This is a genomic window from Gammaproteobacteria bacterium, assembly GCA_013003425.1.
In the GTDB taxonomy this organism is placed as follows: Bacteria; Pseudomonadota; Gammaproteobacteria; order Steroidobacterales; family JABDKV01; genus JABDJB01.
Map to the genome: position 1 here is coordinate 1 of JABDJB010000045.1, position 20387 is coordinate 20387.

General features: G+C 60.9%; 16 protein-coding genes and 1 pseudogene. 8 read left to right on the forward strand and 9 right to left on the reverse strand.

Translation table 11 applies throughout. From position 1 onward, the window contains the following. The 5 genes from HKN06_06450 to rpsU form a co-directional block, all read right to left on the reverse strand. Positions 1-3539: cadherin-like domain-containing protein (locus tag HKN06_06450; protein NNF60956.1), on the reverse strand; the 3539-nt coding region annotated here is incomplete at its 3' end. A gap of 650 nt (positions 3540-4189) precedes the next feature. Beyond that, positions 4190-6013 carry an RNA polymerase sigma factor RpoD gene (gene rpoD, locus HKN06_06455; protein NNF60957.1) on the reverse strand — a complete coding sequence of 608 codons (1824 nt, stop codon included), beginning with the start codon at positions 6011-6013 and terminating at the stop codon, positions 4190-4192. A gap of 90 nt (positions 6014-6103) precedes the next feature. Further along, entirely contained in the window at positions 6104-7885 is a 1782-nt protein-coding gene (locus tag HKN06_06460; protein ID NNF60958.1) for a DNA primase, read from the reverse strand. A gap of 85 nt (positions 7886-7970) precedes the next feature. Next, complete coding sequence (locus HKN06_06465; protein NNF60959.1) at positions 7971-8480, reverse strand: GatB/YqeY domain-containing protein; 510 nt, start codon at positions 8478-8480, stop codon at positions 7971-7973. Next, a complete protein-coding gene (gene rpsU / locus HKN06_06470) occupies positions 8431-8646 on the reverse strand; it encodes a 30S ribosomal protein S21 (protein ID NNF60960.1) in 216 nt (71 codons plus the stop codon). Before rpsU ends, HKN06_06465 begins: the two co-directional genes overlap by 50 nt. An 85-nt stretch (positions 8647-8731) precedes the next feature. Between rpsU and tsaD the strand changes: the two genes are divergently transcribed. From tsaD to HKN06_06500, 6 genes and pseudogenes are all read left to right on the forward strand, one after another. After that, positions 8732-9754 carry a tRNA (adenosine(37)-N6)-threonylcarbamoyltransferase complex transferase subunit TsaD gene (gene tsaD, locus HKN06_06475; GenBank protein ID NNF60961.1) on the forward strand — a complete coding sequence of 341 codons (1023 nt, stop codon included), beginning with the start codon at positions 8732-8734 and terminating at the stop codon, positions 9752-9754. Continuing rightward, a pseudogene (gene folB, locus HKN06_06480) lies at positions 9751-10122 on the forward strand (dihydroneopterin aldolase). Before tsaD ends, folB begins: the two are co-directional and overlap by 4 nt. A 33-nt stretch (positions 10123-10155) precedes the next feature. Then, positions 10156-10623: a 2-amino-4-hydroxy-6-hydroxymethyldihydropteridine diphosphokinase gene (folK, locus tag HKN06_06485; protein NNF60962.1), complete on the forward strand. Its 468-nt coding sequence runs from the start codon at positions 10156-10158 to the stop codon at positions 10621-10623. 5 nt (positions 10624-10628) lie between these two features. Further along, positions 10629-11918 (forward strand): hypothetical protein, encoded by a 1290-nt coding sequence (locus tag HKN06_06490; protein NNF60963.1) that lies wholly within the window; start codon positions 10629-10631, stop codon positions 11916-11918. A 6-nt stretch (positions 11919-11924) separates the two neighbouring features. Next, on the forward strand, positions 11925-13121 hold the full coding sequence (locus HKN06_06495; GenBank protein ID NNF60964.1) for a glycosyltransferase family 4 protein: 1197 nt from the start codon (positions 11925-11927) through the stop codon (positions 13119-13121). Then, on the forward strand, positions 13121-14239 hold the full coding sequence (locus HKN06_06500; GenBank protein NNF60965.1) for a glycosyltransferase family 4 protein: 1119 nt from the start codon (positions 13121-13123) through the stop codon (positions 14237-14239). Before HKN06_06495 ends, HKN06_06500 begins: the two co-directional genes overlap by 1 nt. Here HKN06_06500 and HKN06_06505 read toward each other — a convergent pair. Continuing rightward, positions 14236-14964 (reverse strand): pteridine reductase, encoded by a 729-nt coding sequence (locus tag HKN06_06505; GenBank protein ID NNF60966.1) that lies wholly within the window; start codon positions 14962-14964, stop codon positions 14236-14238. The two genes, HKN06_06500 and HKN06_06505, sit on opposite strands and share 4 nt — an antisense overlap. 97 nt (positions 14965-15061) lie before the next feature. Here HKN06_06505 and HKN06_06510 point away from each other — a divergent pair, with 97 nt between their 5' ends. Beyond that, on the forward strand, positions 15062-16198 hold the full coding sequence (locus HKN06_06510; GenBank protein ID NNF60967.1) for an SAM-dependent methyltransferase: 1137 nt from the start codon (positions 15062-15064) through the stop codon (positions 16196-16198). On the opposite strand, the gene HKN06_06515 is transcribed toward HKN06_06510, so the two are convergent. Both HKN06_06515 and HKN06_06520 read right to left on the reverse strand, forming a co-directional pair. After that, complete coding sequence (locus HKN06_06515; protein ID NNF60968.1) at positions 16193-16978, reverse strand: undecaprenyl-diphosphate phosphatase; 786 nt, start codon at positions 16976-16978, stop codon at positions 16193-16195. The two genes, HKN06_06510 and HKN06_06515, sit on opposite strands and share 6 nt — an antisense overlap. A 76-nt stretch (positions 16979-17054) precedes the next feature. Beyond that, on the reverse strand, positions 17055-18281 hold the full coding sequence (locus tag HKN06_06520; GenBank protein NNF60969.1) for a multifunctional CCA addition/repair protein: 1227 nt from the start codon (positions 18279-18281) through the stop codon (positions 17055-17057). Positions 18282-18331: 50 nt separating this feature from the next. Here HKN06_06520 and HKN06_06525 point away from each other — a divergent pair, with 50 nt between their 5' ends. Further along, the gene (locus HKN06_06525) at positions 18332-19399 is read left to right on the forward strand and encodes an aminopeptidase (GenBank protein ID NNF60970.1); all 1068 of its coding nucleotides are present in this window, start codon (positions 18332-18334) and stop codon (positions 19397-19399) included. Here HKN06_06525 and HKN06_06530 read toward each other — a convergent pair. Further along, positions 19387-20352: a complex I NDUFA9 subunit family protein gene (locus HKN06_06530; protein NNF60971.1), complete on the reverse strand. Its 966-nt coding sequence runs from the start codon at positions 20350-20352 to the stop codon at positions 19387-19389. The genes HKN06_06525 and HKN06_06530 overlap by 13 nt on opposite strands. Positions 20353-20387: the final 35 nt, after the last annotated feature.

Genomic DNA, 20387 nt, shown 5'->3' on the forward strand with positions numbered 1-20387 from the left:
GTGCCGCCGATACCGGTCAGTGCATCGTCATAGCTGGCAACGACAGTGCTGCCATTCTGCACGTCGACAATGCCGTCTTCGTTGTTACCGGCCGTGCCGAACTGTGTCGGCAGGCTGGCCGAGAAGACGCCGCTGTTCGGCGTAGTCTCGGTCAGCGTAACGGTTTCGGTCTCGGCGCCTTCAGTGACGGTGATATCGACCGTCTCGGCCACACCCGGGTTGGTGTCGAGATCAGCATCATCGACTGTGATGGTCAGGGTGTCGCCGGGGACGATGTTGGCCGGGGTAATCGTGATGGTGCCGTCGATACCGCCGGTCGTCATCACGGCATCGGTCACCGTTGCCGTGCCGCCGGTGTCAGTGAAGGCATCATCGTAGCGTGCCTCAAGCTGCTGGTTTACCTGCGCATCGAGGACGCCATTGTTGTCCGGGCCAGGCCCGGCACCCAGCTGCGTTGGCAGTGAGCCGGTGAACACGCCGGTATTGATTCCGGTTTCGGTCAGCAGAACGGATTCTGCTTCGCCCGTCACTGTATTGATAACCGTCGCAGTGGCGTTTTCAGCCAGTCCCGGATTGGTGTCCAGGTCGATGTCCGAGACAGTGATTAACAGGCTGTCGCCGAGCACCACCGGATCAGGATCTAACACGATGGTGCCGCTGGTGCCGCCGTTCACCGCTGAAGCATCGGTGCGGGTGACGCTGTTGCCGATCAGTGTCAGGGCATCGAGGTAGGTCAGGGTGATGGTCTGGCTATCCTGCACGTCAAGGATGCCATCCTCGTCAGGTCCGGCGGTGCCGAACTGCGTTGGCAGGCTGCCGCTGAAGACGCCGGTGTTGGCTGCCGTCTCTGTCAGCAGCACCGTCTCGGTTTCCACGCCATCGCTGACGCTGACATTAACCGTTTCGGCCACCGCCGGGTTGGTGTTCAGGTCAGGATCGGTGACAGACAGCATAAGCAGGTCACCGACCACCACCGGATCAGGTGCCAGTGTTGCGCTGCCGTCGGTGCCGCCACCGACCGCGCTGCTGTCGCTGACCGTGGCGCTGCCGCCATTGCCAAGCAGCACATCGTCATAGCTGGCGACGATGGTGTTACCTGCCTGCACGTCGACGATGCCGTCTTCGCTGTTGCCAGCAGTGCCAAACTGGGTCGGCAGGCTGGCCGAGAAGATACCGCTGTTCGGCGTGGTCTCGGTCAGCGTGACGGTTTCGGACTCGGCGCCTTCGGTAACGGTAATGTCGAGAGTCTCGGCCAGCCCCGGGTCGGTATCCAGGTCGGTGTCGGTGACCGTGATCGTCAGCGTGTCACCGGGAACGATACTGGCCGGCGACATCGTGATGCTGCCGTCAAAGCCGCCGTCCACATCGGACTGGTCGGTTGCGACCGCCGGGTTGCCGCTGATATCGAGGGCGTCGTCGTAGCGTGCCTCGACGGTTTGACCTGCCTCCACCACCAGGAGAGCATCGTTATCGAGGCCTGGCGAGGTACCAAACAGCGTATCGAGTGTAGCGTTGAAAACGGCAGTTGCCGGGCCGGTCTCAGTAAGCACCACGGTCTCGGTCTCGAGCGTGGCGAGGTTACTGATCACAACCGATACGGTGTCGGCTGTAGCGCCGTCGACATCGTGATCGGCGTCGCTGACGGTAACAGACAGCGCGGTACCGGGAACGAAGCTGGCCGGCTCGAGGACCACGGTGCCGGTGTCATTGGCCAGTATCGTCACGCGTTGCACCGTCACGGTGGTGTTTGGTGTTGATGCCGAGTCGCTGGCCTGCCAGGTGATGTCATAGCTGCCCGGCGGCACGTTCGGAGAACCCAGCGGCACGGGTGTTCCCGACGCGGTCGTAATGGCAATGGCCTGTACGTCAGGGCTGGGGTCGATGTTGTCCGACGCCAGCGGCACCGGCGTCACAGCCAGCAGGTCGGTAAGCGGCCCGGTGGCGCGGATGCTCAGATCAGCCAGCGGGTCCGGGATAAAGACCGGCGCGACGGTGTCATCGTCGTCGGCCGCGCCCAGGCACACGGAGCCTTCGATCTGCGCCAGTGGTGTACCGCCAAACTCGCTGAGGTTATTGTTGCGGAAACGCAATATCGACAGATTCAAATCCAGGTCTGTTGGCAGGTTCGTAGGTGTGCCGCTCAGAGAAAAGACCACCGGGGTCCTGGTCGCGCCAACAAAGTGATAACCGTCGAGCACGCAGTCGGACAGGTCGACAATGACGGCGCGGATCATCTCGAAGGTCATCTGTGAGCGGGCAAAACGAACGGCCACGTCGTTGATGACATTGGCCACGCCGCCCAGGGCCATGCCATAGATGCGCGCAGTTTCGGGGTCAGCCGGATCGAGTGCCGCCGCATCGGAAGGGGTGGTCGCCAGCAGGTCAGCCGGCCAGCCGAAGGCGGTGCGGTAGAAGACACGGTCAGCGGCAAAAATGCCGGCAAAGCTGCCGCTGCCGGCGGTGTTGCGGCTTTTTTCGAGGATCGCGTTGGTGAAAACGTTGAGCGAGACAAAAGATTCGTTGCCCGGCAGGTAGGTTTCCAGGCCTTCGCCAGCGTTCAGCACGATGCTGCGATTACCGGCGGTGTCGGTCTCGTCGTCGAACCCGCCTCCCGATGAACGCACCAGCAAGTTACCGCGTGGCAGCGGTACATCAGCGCACCAGCGGCCGGTGCTGTCGGTGATAGCTTGCGCTACCGCGGCGCCGGCCGGGTTGCCGGTTGCGTCAACGGGAAGCAGGCTGACCAACGCGCCGCGCAGCGCGCCTTTCATGACGATACCGCAAACCGTTTCCGTTGCCACCGGGACGCCGACCGTTACGGTGACAATGCCAGGCGCTGAGTCAGTGCCGTCGCTGGCGCTGTAGGAGAAAGTATCGATACCGGTGAAGCCGGGCGCCGGTGTGTAGACCAGCCAGTCGTCGCCGGGATCGGCAGTGCTGCGATCGTCATGTGCAACCGCGCCATTGATGGCCGTTGTGAAGCTGCCGATTGTCAGTGAGTCACCGTCAGGATCCGAATCGTTTGCCAGCACCTCGATTGCCACAGGTGTGTTCATGGCTGTCGTTACGGCGTCGTCCACAGTCAGCGGCAGGTTATTGAGCGGGTTACCGACGGTGATCTGGATAACGCCGGTGGCACGCCCGTTCTTGCCATCACTGATGGTGTACTGGAAACTGACCACGCCGACGAAGACGTCGTCGCATACGTAGCGCAGGTAGTCGTCGGAAAAATCACCCGGTGTGCCGTTGTCCTCGATGGTCACCGTGCCGTGCGCGGGCTGGGTTACGTAGACAATTTTCAGTGAATCGCCGTCGCGATCGAGGCTGGTATCGAGCACGCGCAGGATCAGGTCATTACCGGGCTGCGCCTGGGTCTGCACGTTGAACGCGCGCGGTGGGTTGTTGGTGCCGGCAGGGCCGGATAGCGGGTCCAGAGCCGAGCCACCGCCGCCGCTGCACGACGCCAGCACCACGCTCATTGCCAGGGCGGCGCAACGTGCGACGCTGAAACAGCTTGTTTTATAATTTAATTCAGTCACTTGAAGCCGGCTCGATCGATCTGGACCATGCTATCCAAGTAGCTGATTTTCAACGTTGCGCGGCGTCACATTTCCGCTTTGACTCACGTCACGAAATTGCGGAAAAAGCTATAAGAAATAGAAAGTTGACTAAAAACTGTTCAATCTGCGCGGCGCTACGGGGCGGGCGCAAAAACTGCCTGCATCGAATTTCTTCGGCACAGGCGCTGTAGCGCCTGCAAACTGCGGGACAGGATTCGGTCGCTGCCATTGCCGTTGGCAGCCGGCCTGTTAGAATCTCGCGCCTGAGTGGGCCTGTAGCTCAGTTGGTTAGAGCAGGGGACTCATCGAGAAGGTGCGTTCATGCTGAAAGGCATGAAATGAACGGGATGAATTCAGGGGAACCGTACCGATCCGTGTCGGCGGCAACCCTGAGCCAAGCCGGCGGTGCACCGCCGGAAGGTGCAGAGACTACCTGAGAACTACAGTGTTCTTAATGACAGGCTAGAGCGTCCCGCACCCTAACGATTTGCGTCGTGGGTGGTGAGATAGTCCACTCCCACCGGAAACAGTGGGGCACAGTGAATCCCTTGGTCGTAGGTTCGAGTCCTACCGGGCCCACCATTGTCACGGGGACAGTACCTGTACTGTCCCCTGCTGTTGCCGTGAGTTCAGTCTTCGAGCAGGAAGCTGCGCAGCTGCTCGGAGCGGCTGGGATGACGCAGCTTGCGCAACGCCTTGGCTTCGATCTGGTGAATACGTTCGCGGGTGACGTCGAACTGCTTGCCGACCTCTTCCAGCGTGTGGTCGGTATTCATATCAATGCCGAAACGCATGCGCAGCACTTTTGCTTCGCGCGGCGTCAGGCCGGCCAGCACGCCGTGCGTGGTTTCGCGCAGGCCTTCGTTGGTGGCTGAATCAACCGGTGAATCGACGTTGGTGTCCTCGATGAAATCGCCGAGGTGTGAATCCTCGTCGTCACCGATTGGCGTTTCCATCGAGATCGGTTCCTTGGCGATCTTCAGCACCTTGCGCACTTTGTCTTCCGGCATTTCCATGCGGATGGCCAGTTCGTCCGGTGTCGGTTCGCGGCCCATCTCCTGCAGCATTTGCCGGCTGATGCGGTTGAGCTTGTTGATGGTTTCGATCATGTGCACGGGGATACGTATCGTGCGGGCCTGGTCGGCAATCGACCGGGTGATTGCCTGACGAATCCACCAGGTGGCGTAAGTCGAAAACTTGTAGCCGCGGCGGTACTCAAACTTGTCTACCGCTTTCATCAGGCCGATGTTGCCTTCCTGAATGAGGTCGAGGAACTGCAGCCCGCGATTGGTGTATTTCTTGGCGATAGAAATCACGAGGCGCAGGTTGGCTTCGACCATTTCCTTCTTGGCACGGCGCGCCTTGGCCTCGCCGATGGACATCTGCCGGTTAATCTCCTTCATTTCGGAGATGGACATGTGATTGATCTTCTCCATCAGTATCAGCTTGCGCTGGGCGCGGGTAATGTCCGGCCGCAGCTTGGCCAGCGTCGATGAATGCTTGCGCTTGGCGCGTATATGTTTTTCGACCCAGTTCAGGTCGGTTTCATTCGCCGGGAAGCTGGCAATGAAATCCTTGCGCGGCATACCAGCTTCGCGTACGCAGTACTGCATGATCTGCCGCTCCTGGGCGCGGATCATGGCGATGGTCTCGCGCACGCTGCCGACGAGAACCTCGAAAGTTTTTGGCGCCAGCTTCAGCTCCATGATCTGGTCGGCGATGCGTTCCCGTGCCTTATACACCTTGGGATCGCTGGAGCCGGAGGTTTCAATGCCGCTGATCATCCGGTTGTAGGCGCGTTTCATGGTGGCGAACCGACGCTTGGCCTCTTCCGGATCGGGCCCGTCATCCTTCTTCTTCTCATCGTCATCGGTCGATTTCTTTTCGCCGTTTGCCGTATTGACCGGCTTGGCAATTTCATCGGGTGCATTGGGATCGATGAACCCGGTCAGCAGTTCGTTGAGACGCTTGTCACCACGGTGCACTTCGTCCCAGGTTTCGATGAGTATGTCCGGGGTGCGCGGCAGCATGGCCGTGGCGCGGCGTACCTGGTTGAGCCCCTGCTCGATGCGCTTTGCAATGCGGATTTCGCCCTCGCGAGTGAGCAGCTCTACCGTACCCATTTCGCGCATGTACATACGTACCGGGTCGGTGGTGCGGCCAAACTCGCTGTCGACGGTGGCCAGCGCAGCGGCGGCCTCGGCAGCGTCGTCATCGTTGTCGGCCACGGGCGCGTCGGACAACAACACGGAATCGTCATCCGGTGCTTTCTCATGCACGGTGATGCCCATGTCGTTAATCATGTTGACGACATCTTCGATCTGTTCCGGATCGACGATTTCGTTGGGCAGGTGATCGTTCACCTCGGAGTAGGTCAGGTAACCCTGCTCTTTACCGCGCGCGATCAGCAGTTTCAGCTGCGACGCGCGGTCTTCCGCGACGCCGGGCTTCAACTGTTCAGGTGCTGCTTTCTTCCCGCTCAAAACATGTGCCTCAAAAACTGTGCAAACAAACAAACCAGTATATCGGAGACCGTGCCCCCGCTACAGTAGGCGACCCTCGTCCCCGGTCGCCTGTGGCCGGCCGCGATCCCGCAGAAGTTGCTGTAATTCCAGCTTTTCTTCCGCGGAGAGCTGTTTTTGACGCGCTTTGGTCATCAGCTCATCGGCCCGCCGCCGGGATACGTCCCGCGCGACCAAATGTAAAAGACTGTTACGCAATTCCGCGACGGCCTCTTCCTCCTCGACCAGCGGCTCGGTCGCCGCCAGCGTTGCCAGGTGTGATCCGACCGCATCCTCGCGCCAGCGTTCCAGCACCATCGCGGTGGACAGCTCGGGCTGCGCCTGCAGCTCGGCCAGCAATCGTGCCAGCACATCGACTCCGGGCCGGTCTACCTGCGGCAGCTGCTGCGGAGCATCCACCTGTGCTGCGATGCCCGGGTAATGCAGCAGCAGCGTAATTGCCTGGCGCACCAGGTTGCCACGACCCGTGCTGATTCGATGCCGCGCGCGACGCCGGGGTTTGCGTGCCGCCTGTGGTGTGCTGCCCAGCAGCGAACGCAAGCGCGCCGGCTCCATCCGCACTGTCTGGCCAATGCGGTCGACCAGCATTTCGCGGTAGACCCCGTCAGGCAGCCCTTCTACCAGCGGCCGGGCCAGTTCGACAAAGCGGGCGCGGCCATCGACGTGATCGAGGTCAGTCTGCTCAGCCAGCTGCTGCACCATGTATTCCGATAACGGCAATGCTGCGTCGATGCGTTGCCGAAACCGTTCGGCACCCTCGGCTCGCACCAGCGAGTCCGGATCATGCCCGTCTGGCAGGAACAGAAAATCGATGCGCCGGCCTTCACGCACGCTGCCGAGCGCGTTTTCCAGCGCCCGCCATGCGGCCTTGCGACCGGCGCGGTCGCCGTCAAAACAAAACACGACGTTTTCGGCGATACGAAACAGGCGATCCAGGTGCGCTTCCGTGCAAGCTGTCCCGAGCGTCGCCACAACGTTGCGAATACCGTGCTGCGCCAGGCCCACAACGTCCATATAGCCTTCGACCACCAGCAGCGTGGAAATATCCCGCAACGCCTGGCGCGCTTCGTGCAGGCCGTATAGTTCGCGGCCCTTATGGAACAGCGGCGACTCCGGAGAGTTCAGGTACTTGGGCTCACCGTCACCGAGCGCCCTGCCGCCAAAAGCGATAACGCGGCCGCGGGTGTCGCGAATGGGAAACATGATCCGGTTGCGGAACATGTCATAAAAGCCGTTGCCGCCCTGGCGCGGCTTTATCATCCCGGTATCGGTCAGGTGCTTGCGCGCGTCGGTATCGGCACCGATCGAACCGACCAGCGCGTCCCAGCTGTCCGGGGCGTGGCCAATAGCAAACTCCCGGGCGATCTCGCCGCTCAACCCGCGTTCCTTCAAATAGTCGACCGCCGGCCCGTTTTTCTTCAGTTGTTCGCAGTAGTACGCTGCCGCTTCGCCCAGCGTCGCGTAAATCTCGGTGCGTGGCCGCACCGGCGCGTCCCCGCCGCTGCTGCGCGGTACTTCCATACCGGCCTGCGCCGCCAGGTCCTCGATGGCTTCGATAAACCCCCGGCCCTCATATTCCATGATGAAACCCAGTGCCGTGCCATGCACGCCGCAGCCAAAGCAGTGATAGAACTGCTTGGTCGGGCTGACGGTGAAAGACGGTGTCTTTTCCTCGTGAAAGGGGCAGCATGCCTTGAACTCGCGACCGGCTTTCTTCAGCCGCACGCGGGCACCGATGACTTCGGCAATGTCGGTGCGAGCAATCAGCTCATCGATAAATTGTTGTGGAATGCGCCCGCTCATCTCGCTGGGTCGTGTTATCGATCAGAGTCCGAAGCTTAGTTGAAAAGTCCGGGCCGCGTAGCCCCGAAAGGTGACGCTGTGTAAATCAGCCAGCCAGCCGCTGTTTGACCAGCGCGCTGACTTTGCCCATGTCCGCCCGACCGGCAGCGGCTTTTTTCACAGCACCCATTACACGGCCCATATCTTGCATGCTGCTGGCGCCCGTTGCGGCCATGACTTCGTCGATTATTGCCGCAAGTGCCGCGTCGTCCAATGGTTCAGGCAGGTACGAGCGGAGCAGCTCAATCTCGGCCTGTTCCTTGTCGGCCAGCTCCTGGCGTCCGGCGGCTGCAAACTGCTGCACAGACTCCTTGCGTTGCTTGACCATTTTTTCGAGCACAGTGGTGACGGCGGCATCGTCGAGTTCGATGCGCTCATCTACTTCACGTTGCTTGATGGCCGCCATGACCATGCGCAGTGTTGTCAGGCGCGTCTTTTCACCAGCACGCATCGCCGCCTTGACGTCGTCGCCGAGCCTGGTCTTCAGAGCTGACAATGGAGTGAATTCAGTACAGACGCTTGCGTCGGCCAGTCTCGCGGGAAATCCGCTTGGCATGACGCTTCACCGCAGCGGCCTTGCGCCGCTTTCTTTCCTGGGTGGGCTTTTCGTAATACTCACGCCGGCGCAGTTCAGTCAGGATGCCGGCCTTCTCGCAGGCGCGCTTGAAGCGCCGCATGGCGGCATCGAAATACTCGTTTTCCTTGACCCGGACGCTGGGCATACCAAAACCTCAAAATACAGTTAAAAAAAGGCCGCATTCGGCCGAACGCGGTATTCTAGTGGCGGGTTCTCCGGGTGTAAAGGGAATGCGGGTACTTGGTGTAGAAACTTCCTGCGATGAGACCGGCCTGGCTGTCTACGATGAGCAGGATGGCCTGCTGGCGCATGTGCTGCATAGCCAGGCCGATTTGCATGCGCAGTGGGGCGGGGTGGTGCCGGAACTGGCCTCGCGCGACCATGTGATCAGGCTGATACCGCTGCTCGGGCAGGTTCTGCGGGACCGCAAGGGCGGGCCGCCGGTCGACGGCGTGGCCTATACCGCCGGACCCGGTCTGGCTGGCGCATTGCTGACCGGGGCGGCGTTTGCCCGCAGCCTGGCCTGGACCTGGCAGGTGCCGGCAGTGGGTATCCATCACATGGAGGGTCACCTGCTGGCCCCGATGCTGGAGGATGAGCCGCCGGAATTTCCCTTCCTGGCCCTGCTGGTCTCGGGCGGCCACACGATGCTGGTTGATGTCAGCGGTCTCGGCCGATACCGGATCCTGGGCGAAACCCGTGATGATGCCGTCGGCGAGGCTTTCGACAAGACCGCGAAGATGCTTGGCCTGGGTTATCCGGGCGGGCCGGAAGTTGCCCGGCTGGCGCTCGAGGGCCGCGCCGGGGCGGTAGATTTTCCCCGGCCGATGACGGCCCGCCCGGGGCTGGACTTCAGTTTCAGCGGGCTCAAGACTGCCGTGCTCAGGGCAACTGAAAATGATGCTGCCGCGCCGGCCGACATCGCGCGCGGCTTTGAGGATGCCGTGGTCGACACGCTGGCCATCAAGTGTCGCCGGGCGCTGGAGCAGACCGGGCATGGCACACTGGTTGTGGCTGGTGGCGTCGGCGCCAATGCCAGGCTGTGCGCCAGGCTGCGGGCAGATTGCGCAGCGGCCGCTGTCAGGGTGTGCTATCCGCGCGGTGAATTCTGCACCGACAATGGGGCGATGATTGCCTACGCCGGGCTGCTGCGACTGGCCGCGGGTGAGAAAGAGCCGGCAGTTTTTGGCGCGCGGCCGCGCTGGCCGCTGGATGAACTGAAGGCCGCAGGGAAAACAGAACGATGCACATGACTGATGACGGCGACACCATCTTTCTTACCGACCTGCGGGTGCGTGCGATTATCGGAATCAACGACTGGGAACGCCGGGTACGACAGACGGTGGCAATCGACCTGGTGATGCCGGCCGACGCAGGACGCGCTGCACGCAGCGACGACATCAGCGATACGGTCAACTACAAGTCTGTGGCCAAGAGACTGATTGCGTTTGTATCCGAGTCGGAATTCCAGCTGGTCGAAACGCTGGCGGAGCGCATCGCCGGGATCGTAATCAATGAACACGGGTTGCCATGGGTGCGTGTCAGCGTGCACAAGCCCGGTGCGGTGCGTGGAGCGAAAGATGTCGGCATCACGATTACCCGCGGTGAGGCCGTGCCGGGCGCCGCAGCAGCGACCAACGAGGTTTTTGTAGGCATCGGCAGCAACGTGCAGCCGGAGCACTACATTGCGATGGCGTTACGCGCACTGGAACAACACTATGGCCCGTTGCGCCGTTCGACCGCCTATCGCAATGCCGCTGTGGGTTTTGACGGCGACGATTTTCTCAACCTGGTTATCGCATTTGATACCAGCGAAGACGTGCAATCGGTATCGGCAACACTGGCTCGCATCGAGCAGCAGTGTGGTCGCGAACGCAGTGGCATTCGTTTTGCTCCGCGCACGATGGACTGCGACCTGCTGATGTACGGCAGCCGGGTATTCAACGACCCGGACTTCAGATTACCGCGAGCGGAAATACTGCAACACGCTTTTATCCTGCGCCCGCTTGCGGAGCTCGCCGGCAACGTGGTGCACCCGGTCGAGAAACGCAGCCTGGCCGACCTGTGGCGCGACAGCGCATTGCAGGATCACGCGATGCAGCCAGTGGACCTGCGATGGTAAGCCGGTTGGCATGGCCGGTAATTGTGGCCGTGCTGCTGTCGGCTTGCGGGGGCGGCAACGGTGGTGGTGGCGGTGGCGCACCGATTAATGCCGTGTTGCCCGATGACTGCTCGGTGATCGCACAAAACCGCTTCGTCAGCGACGTAATGAAAGACATCTATTACTGGGTCGACGAAATGCCGGAACTCGATCCGGACCTGTTTGCGTCTCCGCAGGAGCTGCTCAATGCGCTGCTGTTTTCTGAACTGGACCGGTTCAGCGTTATTGCGGATGCTGCGGCAGAAGACGCGTTTTTTTCCAACAGCCAGTTCATTGGTATTGGCATGGGTATCTTGCTGACTGGCGGGGATACCTTGCAGGTGACGCAGACCTTCAGTGACGGGCCGGCACGGGCGGCCGGTATCGATCGGGGTTTCAGCATCCTGGAGATCAACGGCCAGACCATAGCCGAGGCCGTCGCTGGCGATGGCGTGTCGGCGGCATTCGGTCCGGACCGGGAGGGGGCGCAGGTCAATTTGCGCTACACCGACCTTGCGGGCACGGAAATGCAGGCAACCCTGTTCAAGGCGATTGTGACTATCGACACGGTATCGGCGCAGGCTGTGTTCGACGTTGATGGCAGGACCACCGGTTATCTCAAGTTCCGTAATTTTGTCGAACCTTCGTTTGACGCACTGGCGTCGACTTTTGCCGACCTGCAGCAGCAGGGCGTGACCGAGCTGGTGCTGGACCTGCGTTACAACAGTGGTGGGCTTATTTCCGTTGCGAATTACCTGGCCGGTTTGTTGGGTGGGCAGGTTACAGCAGGAGAAGTCTTCACCCGCCGGGTACATAACATGCAGAACGCAGACCGTAACCTGACCACGAACTTTGTTGACGAAGCCGACGCTTTGGACCTGAACCGGGTTGTCATTATCACCAGCGGTTCGACCGCGTCGGCCAGCGAGCTGATCATCAACGGGCTCGATCCTTTTATCGATGTCTGGCTGGTTGGGGACGATACTGTCGGCAAGCCAGTCGGTTCTTATGGGTTTTCTTTTTGCGACAAGGTGCTGCGGCCAATTTCATTTGCAAACGAAAACGCAGTCGGCAACACGGATTTTTTCGCCGGTTTTGCCGTGGATTGCCCGGCCGCTGATGAGCTGGAGCGCGCGCTGGGTGACCCGCTCGAAGCGTCGCTGGCCGAGGCGCTGTACGTTATCGACAACAACGCCTGTTCGTTGAGCGCGCGGTCGCGAGAAAAATCCCGCTACACGCCACCGCGCAGCTACAACCTGTTCGACGGCCTGCAATAAGACGCCTTGGCAAACCTGCTCCTAATCGAGCCAAAAAGTAGCGGGCATCAGCCAGTCTACGCGGCACACCTGGCGAGGGCGGCAGCAGGCGCCGGACACACCGTCACGCTGTCAACACTGGATTCGTCAGCCGCTCATCCGGTGTATGCCGCCGTGGGGAAAACCGCTGGCGTCAGGATGGTCCTTCTCAATACCGCGCTCCCGCGAAAGGGCGACGGAGTATTCAGCCTGATGCGCGCAGAGTTTGCTTATCACGATCTGCTGCGGCGCATGTATCGGCAGGCTGCCGCTGAGGCGCAGCCGGATGCGGTGCTGGTTTGTTATCTGGATAGTTGCGTCAACGCTATTGCAATAAAGGGTTCGCCTTTTGGCCGCACACCATGGTCGGGCATAGTTATGCGGCAGCGTTTTCACCATGCTGCCAGCGGGGTTCCCACCGCAGCTGCTCCTCTCGACGCAATAAAAAAGAAGATGTTTCTGCGCATGCTGCGCAACAACTCCCTGGCAAAACTGTTTACCATCGACCCGACGCTACCGCGATGGTGCGAACAGGTTGTTGGTCCGCTGGCCGTCAGGACCTCTTATCTGCCGGATCCGGCTGACCTGAGTCCAGCCGATTCGATGATCTCCGCCGCGCGCGGCAGATTTGGTATCCCGGAAGGGGTTTGCCTGGTGCTGCTGTATGGGAGTATCGGTCCGCGCAAAGGAATTGCGCCGCTGCTGGAGGCCGCTGTGCGCCTCGGTAATTTTCATGTGTTATTAGCAGGCGCGCAGACAGATGCTGCGAAGCAGGTGCTGCAAATGAGCTCCGCTGTAGAACTCCGGCGGCAGGGCCGCCTGCACGAGGCGGATCACTTTCTTGATGAACAGGAGCAGGGTGCGGCCTTTGCCGCGGCCGATATCGTCTGGCTTGGCTACCAGGGACACGACACGATGAGCGGCGTCATTGTGCTTGCGGGAGCTGCAGGACGGCCCGTGCTGTCGTGCGATCGAGGCCTGATTGGCTGGATGACGCAGAACTACCAGTGCGGCCTGGCCGTCGACGTAGCCGATGCCAGGGTCGTCGCAACGGCGCTGGGACAGCTGGTTGCCAGCCCGTCATTGCGTCAACAGCTGGGTGCCAACGGCAAAGAGCATTTCGCCGTACACACGGTCGAAAACTTTACAGCTCCAGTGCTCTCCTGGCTGATGGCTTCCGACTGATGCCGCGCATCCTGATAGTCCAGCCATCAGCGCCCGCCTATAGGCGCCGGTTCTTTGAATGCCTGGCCGCCGAGGCCGATGTGGAATTGCTGTGTTCAGAGTCGTCGTTGGATGGTGCCGGCAGCGATCTTGCCGGCGTTAATTGCCGATATGAAATCGTTCCGCAGTATTGCATTGGGCGGCGGGCCGCATGGCAACCTGGGCTTGTAAGTAAGGTGCTGCGGGATCCGCCGGAGATACTCGTGATAAACGGTAATCCGCGTTATATCTCCAGCATGATTGCTATGTTCGTAGCCCGTCTGCGGCGCGTTCCGGTGGTTTGGTGGGGGCATGCCGTGTCCGCCACCTCAGTACCGCGCCGTGCCGCATGGCGATACCGATTGATGCGGATGTCCACCCGAATCTTTGTTTACTACCCGGAAGAGATTGCGCGGCTACCGGATAATTTGAAGCAGCGGGCTGTCGGTCTGGATAACTCGTTTGATACCAGTGCCAGCCTGGCGGTAAGTGACTCGCTCAGCCGGCATGACATCGAAGTGTTTCGCACGGCAGCCAGCTTAACGGCGCCCCTGATCCTGACCATTGGGCGGCTTACCGCCAAAGCCCGCATCGACATATTATTAGACGCTATGCGATTGCTCAAAGATGACAATTTCAATCTACAACTCGCGATACTCGGTGGTGGCGAGTTGCAGCCATACTTAAGGGATCGAGTGAGGGAGGTCGGGTTGACCGAAGAAATCCTGTTTGTCGGGAAGATTTTCGATGAAAACGAAATAGGCAGGTGGATGCGTGCATCACAGCTTTTTGTCTACGGCGGAGCAGTCGGGCTTTCTCTACTGCATGCATTCAGTTATGGGCTCCCCGCCGTAATCTCATCACCGCTGAGCAGTCATATGCCGGAAGCATTGTTGTTCAGAGATGGTGAGCATGGTGCATTGTTTGAGAGCCGAAACCCGCAGTCTCTGGCTGCGACCATCAAGCGAGTGCTGAGTAATCCTGAGCAGCTAGACGCGATGGGTGCACGCGCGCAGCAGCTGGTGCGAGATAGGCTGAGCGTTGAGAAGATGGCGCAGAACTTCCTCCGCGGGCTCGCAGGGCTGAGTAGAAAAGGCTAGATGCTGCGGCCGCCGTCGACGGCGATGATCTGGCCTGTAATAAATCCGGCATCACGCAGCAGGAACAGCACCGTGGCGGCGATATCATCGGGATCACCGGTACGTTTCAGCGCTGTGGCGGCAATAATTTTTTCCTGCGCATCATCGTCGACGCCCTGTTCGGGCCACAGGATGGGACCGGGCGCGACACCATTGACGCGAATGTCGGGTCCAAGCTCGCGTGCCAGTGAGCGGGTCAGCATGTCCAGGCCGGCTTTTGCTGCGCAGTAGACCGGGTGTTCGTGCAGCGGCCGCTTTGCATGAATATCGACGAGATTGACGATAGCGCCGCGACTTTCGCGCAGTCGTGGCGCCGCGGCCTGCGACAGAAACAGGGGCGCGCCCAGGTTCGTGCCGAGCAGGTCCTCCCAGTCGCCGGTATCGATATTACCGACCGGCGTGGGATAAAACGTCGAGGCATTGTTGACCAGGGCATCAAGCTGACCGAATCGGTTGACGGTCTTTTCCACCAGGTCCGGCAGCCTGGCGAAATCACGGATATCGGCCTGCAGCGCAAGCGCAGAGTTGTCGCGCTTTGCGTTGAATCCGGCAACCAGGCTTTCTGCGTCATCGGCTGACTGGTTGTAGTGCACGACCACCCGGGCGCCAGCATCATGCAGGCACGCAGCTATCGCCGCGCCAATGCGGCGCGCCGCGCCAGTGATCAGGACGACCTTATTATCCATGGTTAGCGTCAGCTGCTGCTCTCAGGCAATAATTCCATCATTCATTCTGCCCAAGCGGAGCGGTATCGTCGAATCAACATGGCCACAACCCGACGCGGTGGCGCGTGCGCACAGCAAAAAGCTGATCGAACACATCGGCGCGGCTATTGACGCGGCCGGTGGCTGGATCAGTTTTGCCGACTACATGCGCGAGGTGCTGTATGCGCCGGGGCTGGGTTACTACAGCGCCGGCGCTGCGAAATTTGGTGCGGCCGGTGATTTTGTCACTGCCCCGGAAATATCTCCGTTGTTTGGACTGTGCCTGGCCAGTCAGTGCCAGGATATTTTCCAGCAGGTCGACGGCAACACTATCGTCGAAGCGGGTGGCGGCAGCGGCAGGCTGGCGGCAACAATCCTCGGCGAACTACCGCAGGTCGATTACGTGATGGCAGATGTGTCTGCCGAGTTGCGCCAGCGCCAGGCGGAAACAATCAGCGGGCAGGGTGTACGGCAGAGCAATGTTCGCTGGGTGGACGGGCCAGACGACCTGGAGTCATTTTCCGGTGTCCTCCTGGCCAACGAAGTAATCGACGCGCTGCCGGTAGAGTTGTTCGTAATCAGCGATGGCGTTGTCCTGGCCAAAGGAGTTCGAATGCGCGATGGCCGGTTTGTTGCTGCCACGCGTGAAGCCGGGGCCGGGCTGACGGCAGCGGTGCGCCGCGTCGAGGAGGTTATCGGCCGTGCGCTGCCGGATGGCTATACCGCAGAAATTCGGCCGCAGCTGGCGCACTTTATTTCGGCGTGGGCACAAAAGTTGCAAAGCGGCGCGATGATTTTTATCGACTACGGCTGTTCACGGGCCGAACTCTACGCCCCCGAGCGTCACATGGGCACGCTGTTGTGTCACTACCGTCACCGCGCTCACAGCGATCCTTTTGTCTATCCCGGATTGCAGGACATCACCGCCTGGGTTGATTTCACCGCGGTCGCCGAGGCAGGTGTTGCTGCGGGACTGGCTGTCGGCGGTTATGCAACACAGGCCCACTTCCTGATGGCGAGCGGTATCGAGCAACGGTACGACGAGCTGCGTCGCTCCGGCACCGACGAGCAGCATCTCGCCACACTGAACGGTCAGCTGCGGCGGTTGATGATGCCGGGAGAAATGGGTGAAAGGTTTCGGGTAATGGCGCTGACCCGCGGCATGGACAGAAAACCGGCAGGTTTTTCTTTTCGCGACCTGTCTGCTTCGTTATAGCCAGAGCAGCCAGGCAATGAACGTCATGCCGGCCAGCCACGCGTAGCCTGCAAAGATATAAAACCGCTGCGTCTTTAGCATCCAGACGAAGGCGGACAAAGCAGCCAGTCCGCTCAACAACGCTCCGATGCTGCCTATAGCTATGCTGCTGGCCAGTGCGGTGTCGGCCTGCGAGATTTCCGGTAAAAGCAGAACCGCGGCTCCGGCCATTGCAATCACCCCGAGCAGGAAAGAGAACTCTGCGGCAGCGGCGGGTGCCATGCCCAACGCCATTGCTGCGGCGACCGTGGAGCCACTGCGCGATATACCGGGCAGGATGGCCAGCGCCTGGGCGCAGCCGATGAGAAGCGCGCCGGTCCAGGTCGGTTCCAGGTTGCGGCCACGATTAGTGGTGTAGCGGGTACTCCAGACTATTGCGCCGGTGATCAGCAGCATGTAGCCGGTCACGATCGGCATGTCGAAGGTCGATTCGATCAGCGAGCGTGCCAGCAGTGCGGTGGCAACCGTCGGCAAGGTGCCGACGACCAGCTTGCCTACGTAGCGCAGCGCATAGGCCTTGCCAGTGATCGCGCCAGCTGCAATTTGCGCTACGGGCCGGCGATAGAAAATAAGGATGGCGACCAGCGTGGCGACGTGAACAGCCACTTCGAATACAAGTCCGCCGCCCGGCTGAAAATCGAGCAGCTCCTGCATCATTACCAGGTGACCGGAGCTGGAAACCGGAAAAAACTCGGTAAGGCCCTGGACGATGCCGAGAATGAGGGGTTCGAGCCAATCCATCGGCGCGGATGGTACCTGAGGATCCCCGTCGCTTCGAATAACGCCGGCACAGTTTTGGCAACCGGTCGCCGCCGGGTCAGTCGTCGGCGGTCGCCGTGGTACGAATCGCTGCCACCCGGGCCTGGTGCAAACGCGCACCGATGGCGGCCCCATCCAGACCGGCCGTATCGATGTCGGCCACCGAAACCGCCGATGCGACCTGCAATGCCCGCCGCAGCAGGCGCGCCTGTGGATAGTCGCGCTGTTCCATGCCGAGGCGTCCTCGCGCGTCGGCTTCGCAGGCAATCAGGAACAGCTCGAAGCGTTCGGGCCGGCGGAATGCGTCACATTCTTCAAGCAGGTTGATCACCGTGTTGGCGCGCATCTCCAGGGCGCGATGACAGCGAATATGATTGCGCGCAACAATCCGGGCCAGTTCACGAAAGTCATTGGGTACGCGCAGCCGGTCGCACAGCGGGTGCAGCAGCTCTACTGATCGTTGCTCGTGACCGCGGTGGCCGGGCAGCTGCTCGGCGGGCGTTGTGGCCTTGCCCAGGTCGTGAGTCAGTGCAGCAAAGCGTACGCGCGCGTCATCACTGAGCTGCGCCGCCTGCACCAGCACCAGCAGCAGGTGCCGGCCGGTATCGACTTCCGGGTGCCAGCGCACCGGCTGCGGAATTCCAAACAACGCATCAATTTCGGGCAATACCACGGCGAGTGCGCCGCATTCACGCAGGGTCGAGACAAAGACATCAGGACGACGGGTGTTGAGCGCCTTGAGTATTTCCTGCCACACCCGTTCGGCGACCAGCGCATCCAGCTCGCCACTGCCAGTCATTTCGCTCATAAGCTGCAGAGTTTCAGGCGCGGGCTCAAATCCCAGGTGATGAAAGCGTGCGGCGAAGCGGGCGGCGCGCAGGACCCGGAGCGGGTCTTCGACAAAAGCCGGTGACACGTGACGCAAGACGCGCGCCTCGATATCGCGGGCACCGCCGTATGGATCGATAAGTCTGCCGTCCTCGTCTTCGGCAATCGCGTTTATTGTAAGGTCGCGACGTTCCAGGTCCTGTTCCAGGGTTACATCTTCTGCCGCGTAGCAGTCAAAGCCGTGATAACCGCGGCCGGTTTTGCGTTCAGTGCGTGCCAACGCGTATTCCTCGCCAGTTTCGGGATGCAGGAACACCGGAAAATCCGCGCCGACCTGGCGGAAGCCGCGATCGAGCATTTGCTGTGGCGTGGCGCCAACCACGACATAGTCGTCGTCGCCGCCCGGTTCCCCCAGCAGCCGGTCACGCACCGCTCCGCCTACCCGATAGATTTTCATTGCGCCATTCTAGCAACGGCGCGGCCGGTCAACGTGATATCTTCAAACCGATGCGCGCCCTGCTGTCAGTCCTGGTCATCTCGCTGTTGCTGCCTGCGGCCGGTTGCGTTCGAGCCGGCTACTACCTGCAGTCGGTGCGCGGGCAGCTCGACCTTATGTCGCGCCGCGTGGATATTGAGGAGCTGCTTGCGGACCCGGACACACCGGCACACCTGCGCAGCCGCCTGCTGAGCATCACAGAGATGCGTCAGTTTGCCTCGGCGGAGCTGGGTTTGCCGGATAACCCGAGCTATCGCAGCTATGCCGATCTCGAGCGCCCCTACGTGGTTTGGAACGTTTTTGCCGCGCCGGAGTTTGCTGTCGAACCGCAAACCTGGTGTTTTCTTTTCGTCGGCTGTATTTCCTATCGCGGCTATTTCAGCGAACAGAAGGCGCAGGAGTATGCCGCCGGTCTGGCAGCGCAGGGAATGGATGTCTATGTTGCGGGAATAGCTGCCTACAGCACCCTGGGGCGTTTTGCCGATCCGGTTCTGAACACCATGCTGGCCGGCGATGACCTGTACCTGGCCGGCCTGATATTTCATGAGCTGTCGCACCAGCAGCTGTATATCAAGGACGCGACCACGTTCAACGAAAGTTTTGCGACGATGGTCGAAGAAGAGGGCGTGCGCCGCTGGCTTGCGCGCCGCGACGACGAGGATGCCTGGCTGCGCTGGCAGCGTCAGGAGCGTCGCGCTGCGCAGTTCACTACGTTGATTGTCGAAACCCGTGACAGGCTGGCCGCGCTTTACCGGTCCGATCTGGATTCTGCGCACATGCGTTCTGCCAAAGCGGAGATTATTGCCGGCATGCGCGCCGCGCACGATCGCCTGCGGCAGCAGTGGGGCGGTTACTCCGGCTACGAGCGCTGGTTTTCCGGGCCACTCAACAATGCCCAGCTGAGTTCGGTCGCCACTTACCAGGCACAGGTGCCGGCGTTTCGCGCGCTGCTGTCAGAGGCAGACGGGGACCTGCGGCTGTTCTACCAGCGTGCCCGCGAGATTGGCGAGTTGCCGCGTGAAGAGCGTGACCGGCGTATGAGCGAACTGGCGGAGTCGTTGCCTGGTCAGGCGGACTGATTGCGGCGGCGGTAATTATCAAGGCGACCGCGTCCCAGCCGGCCGCCCAGTAGCTGAGGTATCAGACGCGCGCTGGAAGTGGGCTGTATACCGAGTCGTTCCAGCCCGTTACTGTCACAAATACTGTTGACCGTCAGTGACAGGTAATTATCGGTGGAAAATGGTTTGCCCGGAACGAAATCCATAATGAACGCCTGGAGGCGCGCCAGCGCGTCCGGCATGCCGATGACTTTACGACGCACGCCAAGGGAGCTGGCGATAAGCTCGATGAGCTCACGCAGGGAATAGACTTCCGGGCCGCCCAGCTGGTAGGTCTTGCCGAAAGTCGCCGGGTTGTCGATGGCCTGTGCGAATGCAGTCACAACGTCGCCGATATAAACCGGCTGCAGGCGGGCATTGGCGCGTGGCAGCAGGAACAGCGGCGATGGCACGCGCAGGAGCGCGGCAAAAACGTTTATAAAAGAGTCGTCGGCACCAAAGACTACCGATGGCTGGAATATTGTGCCGTCTATGTCGCGGGCGCGGTTAACGATAGCTTCGGCCTCACCCTTTGTGCGCAGGTAGTGGCTGGGGCCGTCGGCCGCATTGGCCTTGAGCGAGCTCATTTGTAATACGCGGCGCACGCCGCTTTCCTGGCAGGCAGCGATCAGCTTGCCGGTCAGCTCAACGTGGGCCCGCTCGAAACCTTTACCGTCACGATGACCGGCACTTTCATTGAGAATGCCAACCAGGTTGATGACCGCCGTGCATTCGGCAACCTGGCGGCGCAGGAACTCGGGGTTGTACACATCGCCCTGAACGATGGTGACCGTCGGCAAAACTTTCAGCGCGCGATGGCGTGCCGCACTGCGGGTTAACAGCCGCACCCGCCAGCCAGCATTGGCCAGTCGGGTAACGAGGTGGCCGCCGACAAAGCCGGTACCGCCGAGTACACATATAGTTCGATCAGACATGCGGGCAGTTTAACCGGTATCAGGCGGAACAGGTT

What these genes read in the sequence shown, in the direction of transcription:
- HKN06_06460 (NNF60958.1), bottom strand. Translation starts at nt 7,885, where the DNA reads ATGAGCGGGCGCATTCCACAACAATTTATCGATGAGCTGATTGCTCGC.
- HKN06_06465 (NNF60959.1), bottom strand. Translation starts at nt 8,480, where the DNA reads ATGCCAAGCGGATTTCCCGCGAGACTGGCCGACGCAAGCGTCTGTACT.
- rpsU (NNF60960.1), bottom strand. Translation starts at nt 8,646, where the DNA reads ATGCCCAGCGTCCGGGTCAAGGAAAACGAGTATTTCGATGCCGCCATG.
- tsaD (NNF60961.1), top strand. Translation starts at nt 8,732, where the DNA reads ATGCGGGTACTTGGTGTAGAAACTTCCTGCGATGAGACCGGCCTGGCT.
- HKN06_06500 (NNF60965.1), top strand. Translation starts at nt 13,121, where the DNA reads ATGCCGCGCATCCTGATAGTCCAGCCATCAGCGCCCGCCTATAGGCGC.
- HKN06_06505 (NNF60966.1), bottom strand. Translation starts at nt 14,964, where the DNA reads ATGGATAATAAGGTCGTCCTGATCACTGGCGCGGCGCGCCGCATTGGC.
- HKN06_06515 (NNF60968.1), bottom strand. Translation starts at nt 16,978, where the DNA reads ATGGATTGGCTCGAACCCCTCATTCTCGGCATCGTCCAGGGCCTTACC.
- HKN06_06520 (NNF60969.1), bottom strand. Translation starts at nt 18,281, where the DNA reads ATGAAAATCTATCGGGTAGGCGGAGCGGTGCGTGACCGGCTGCTGGGG.
- HKN06_06525 (NNF60970.1), top strand. Translation starts at nt 18,332, where the DNA reads ATGCGCGCCCTGCTGTCAGTCCTGGTCATCTCGCTGTTGCTGCCTGCG.
- HKN06_06530 (NNF60971.1), bottom strand. Translation starts at nt 20,352, where the DNA reads ATGTCTGATCGAACTATATGTGTACTCGGCGGTACCGGCTTTGTCGGC.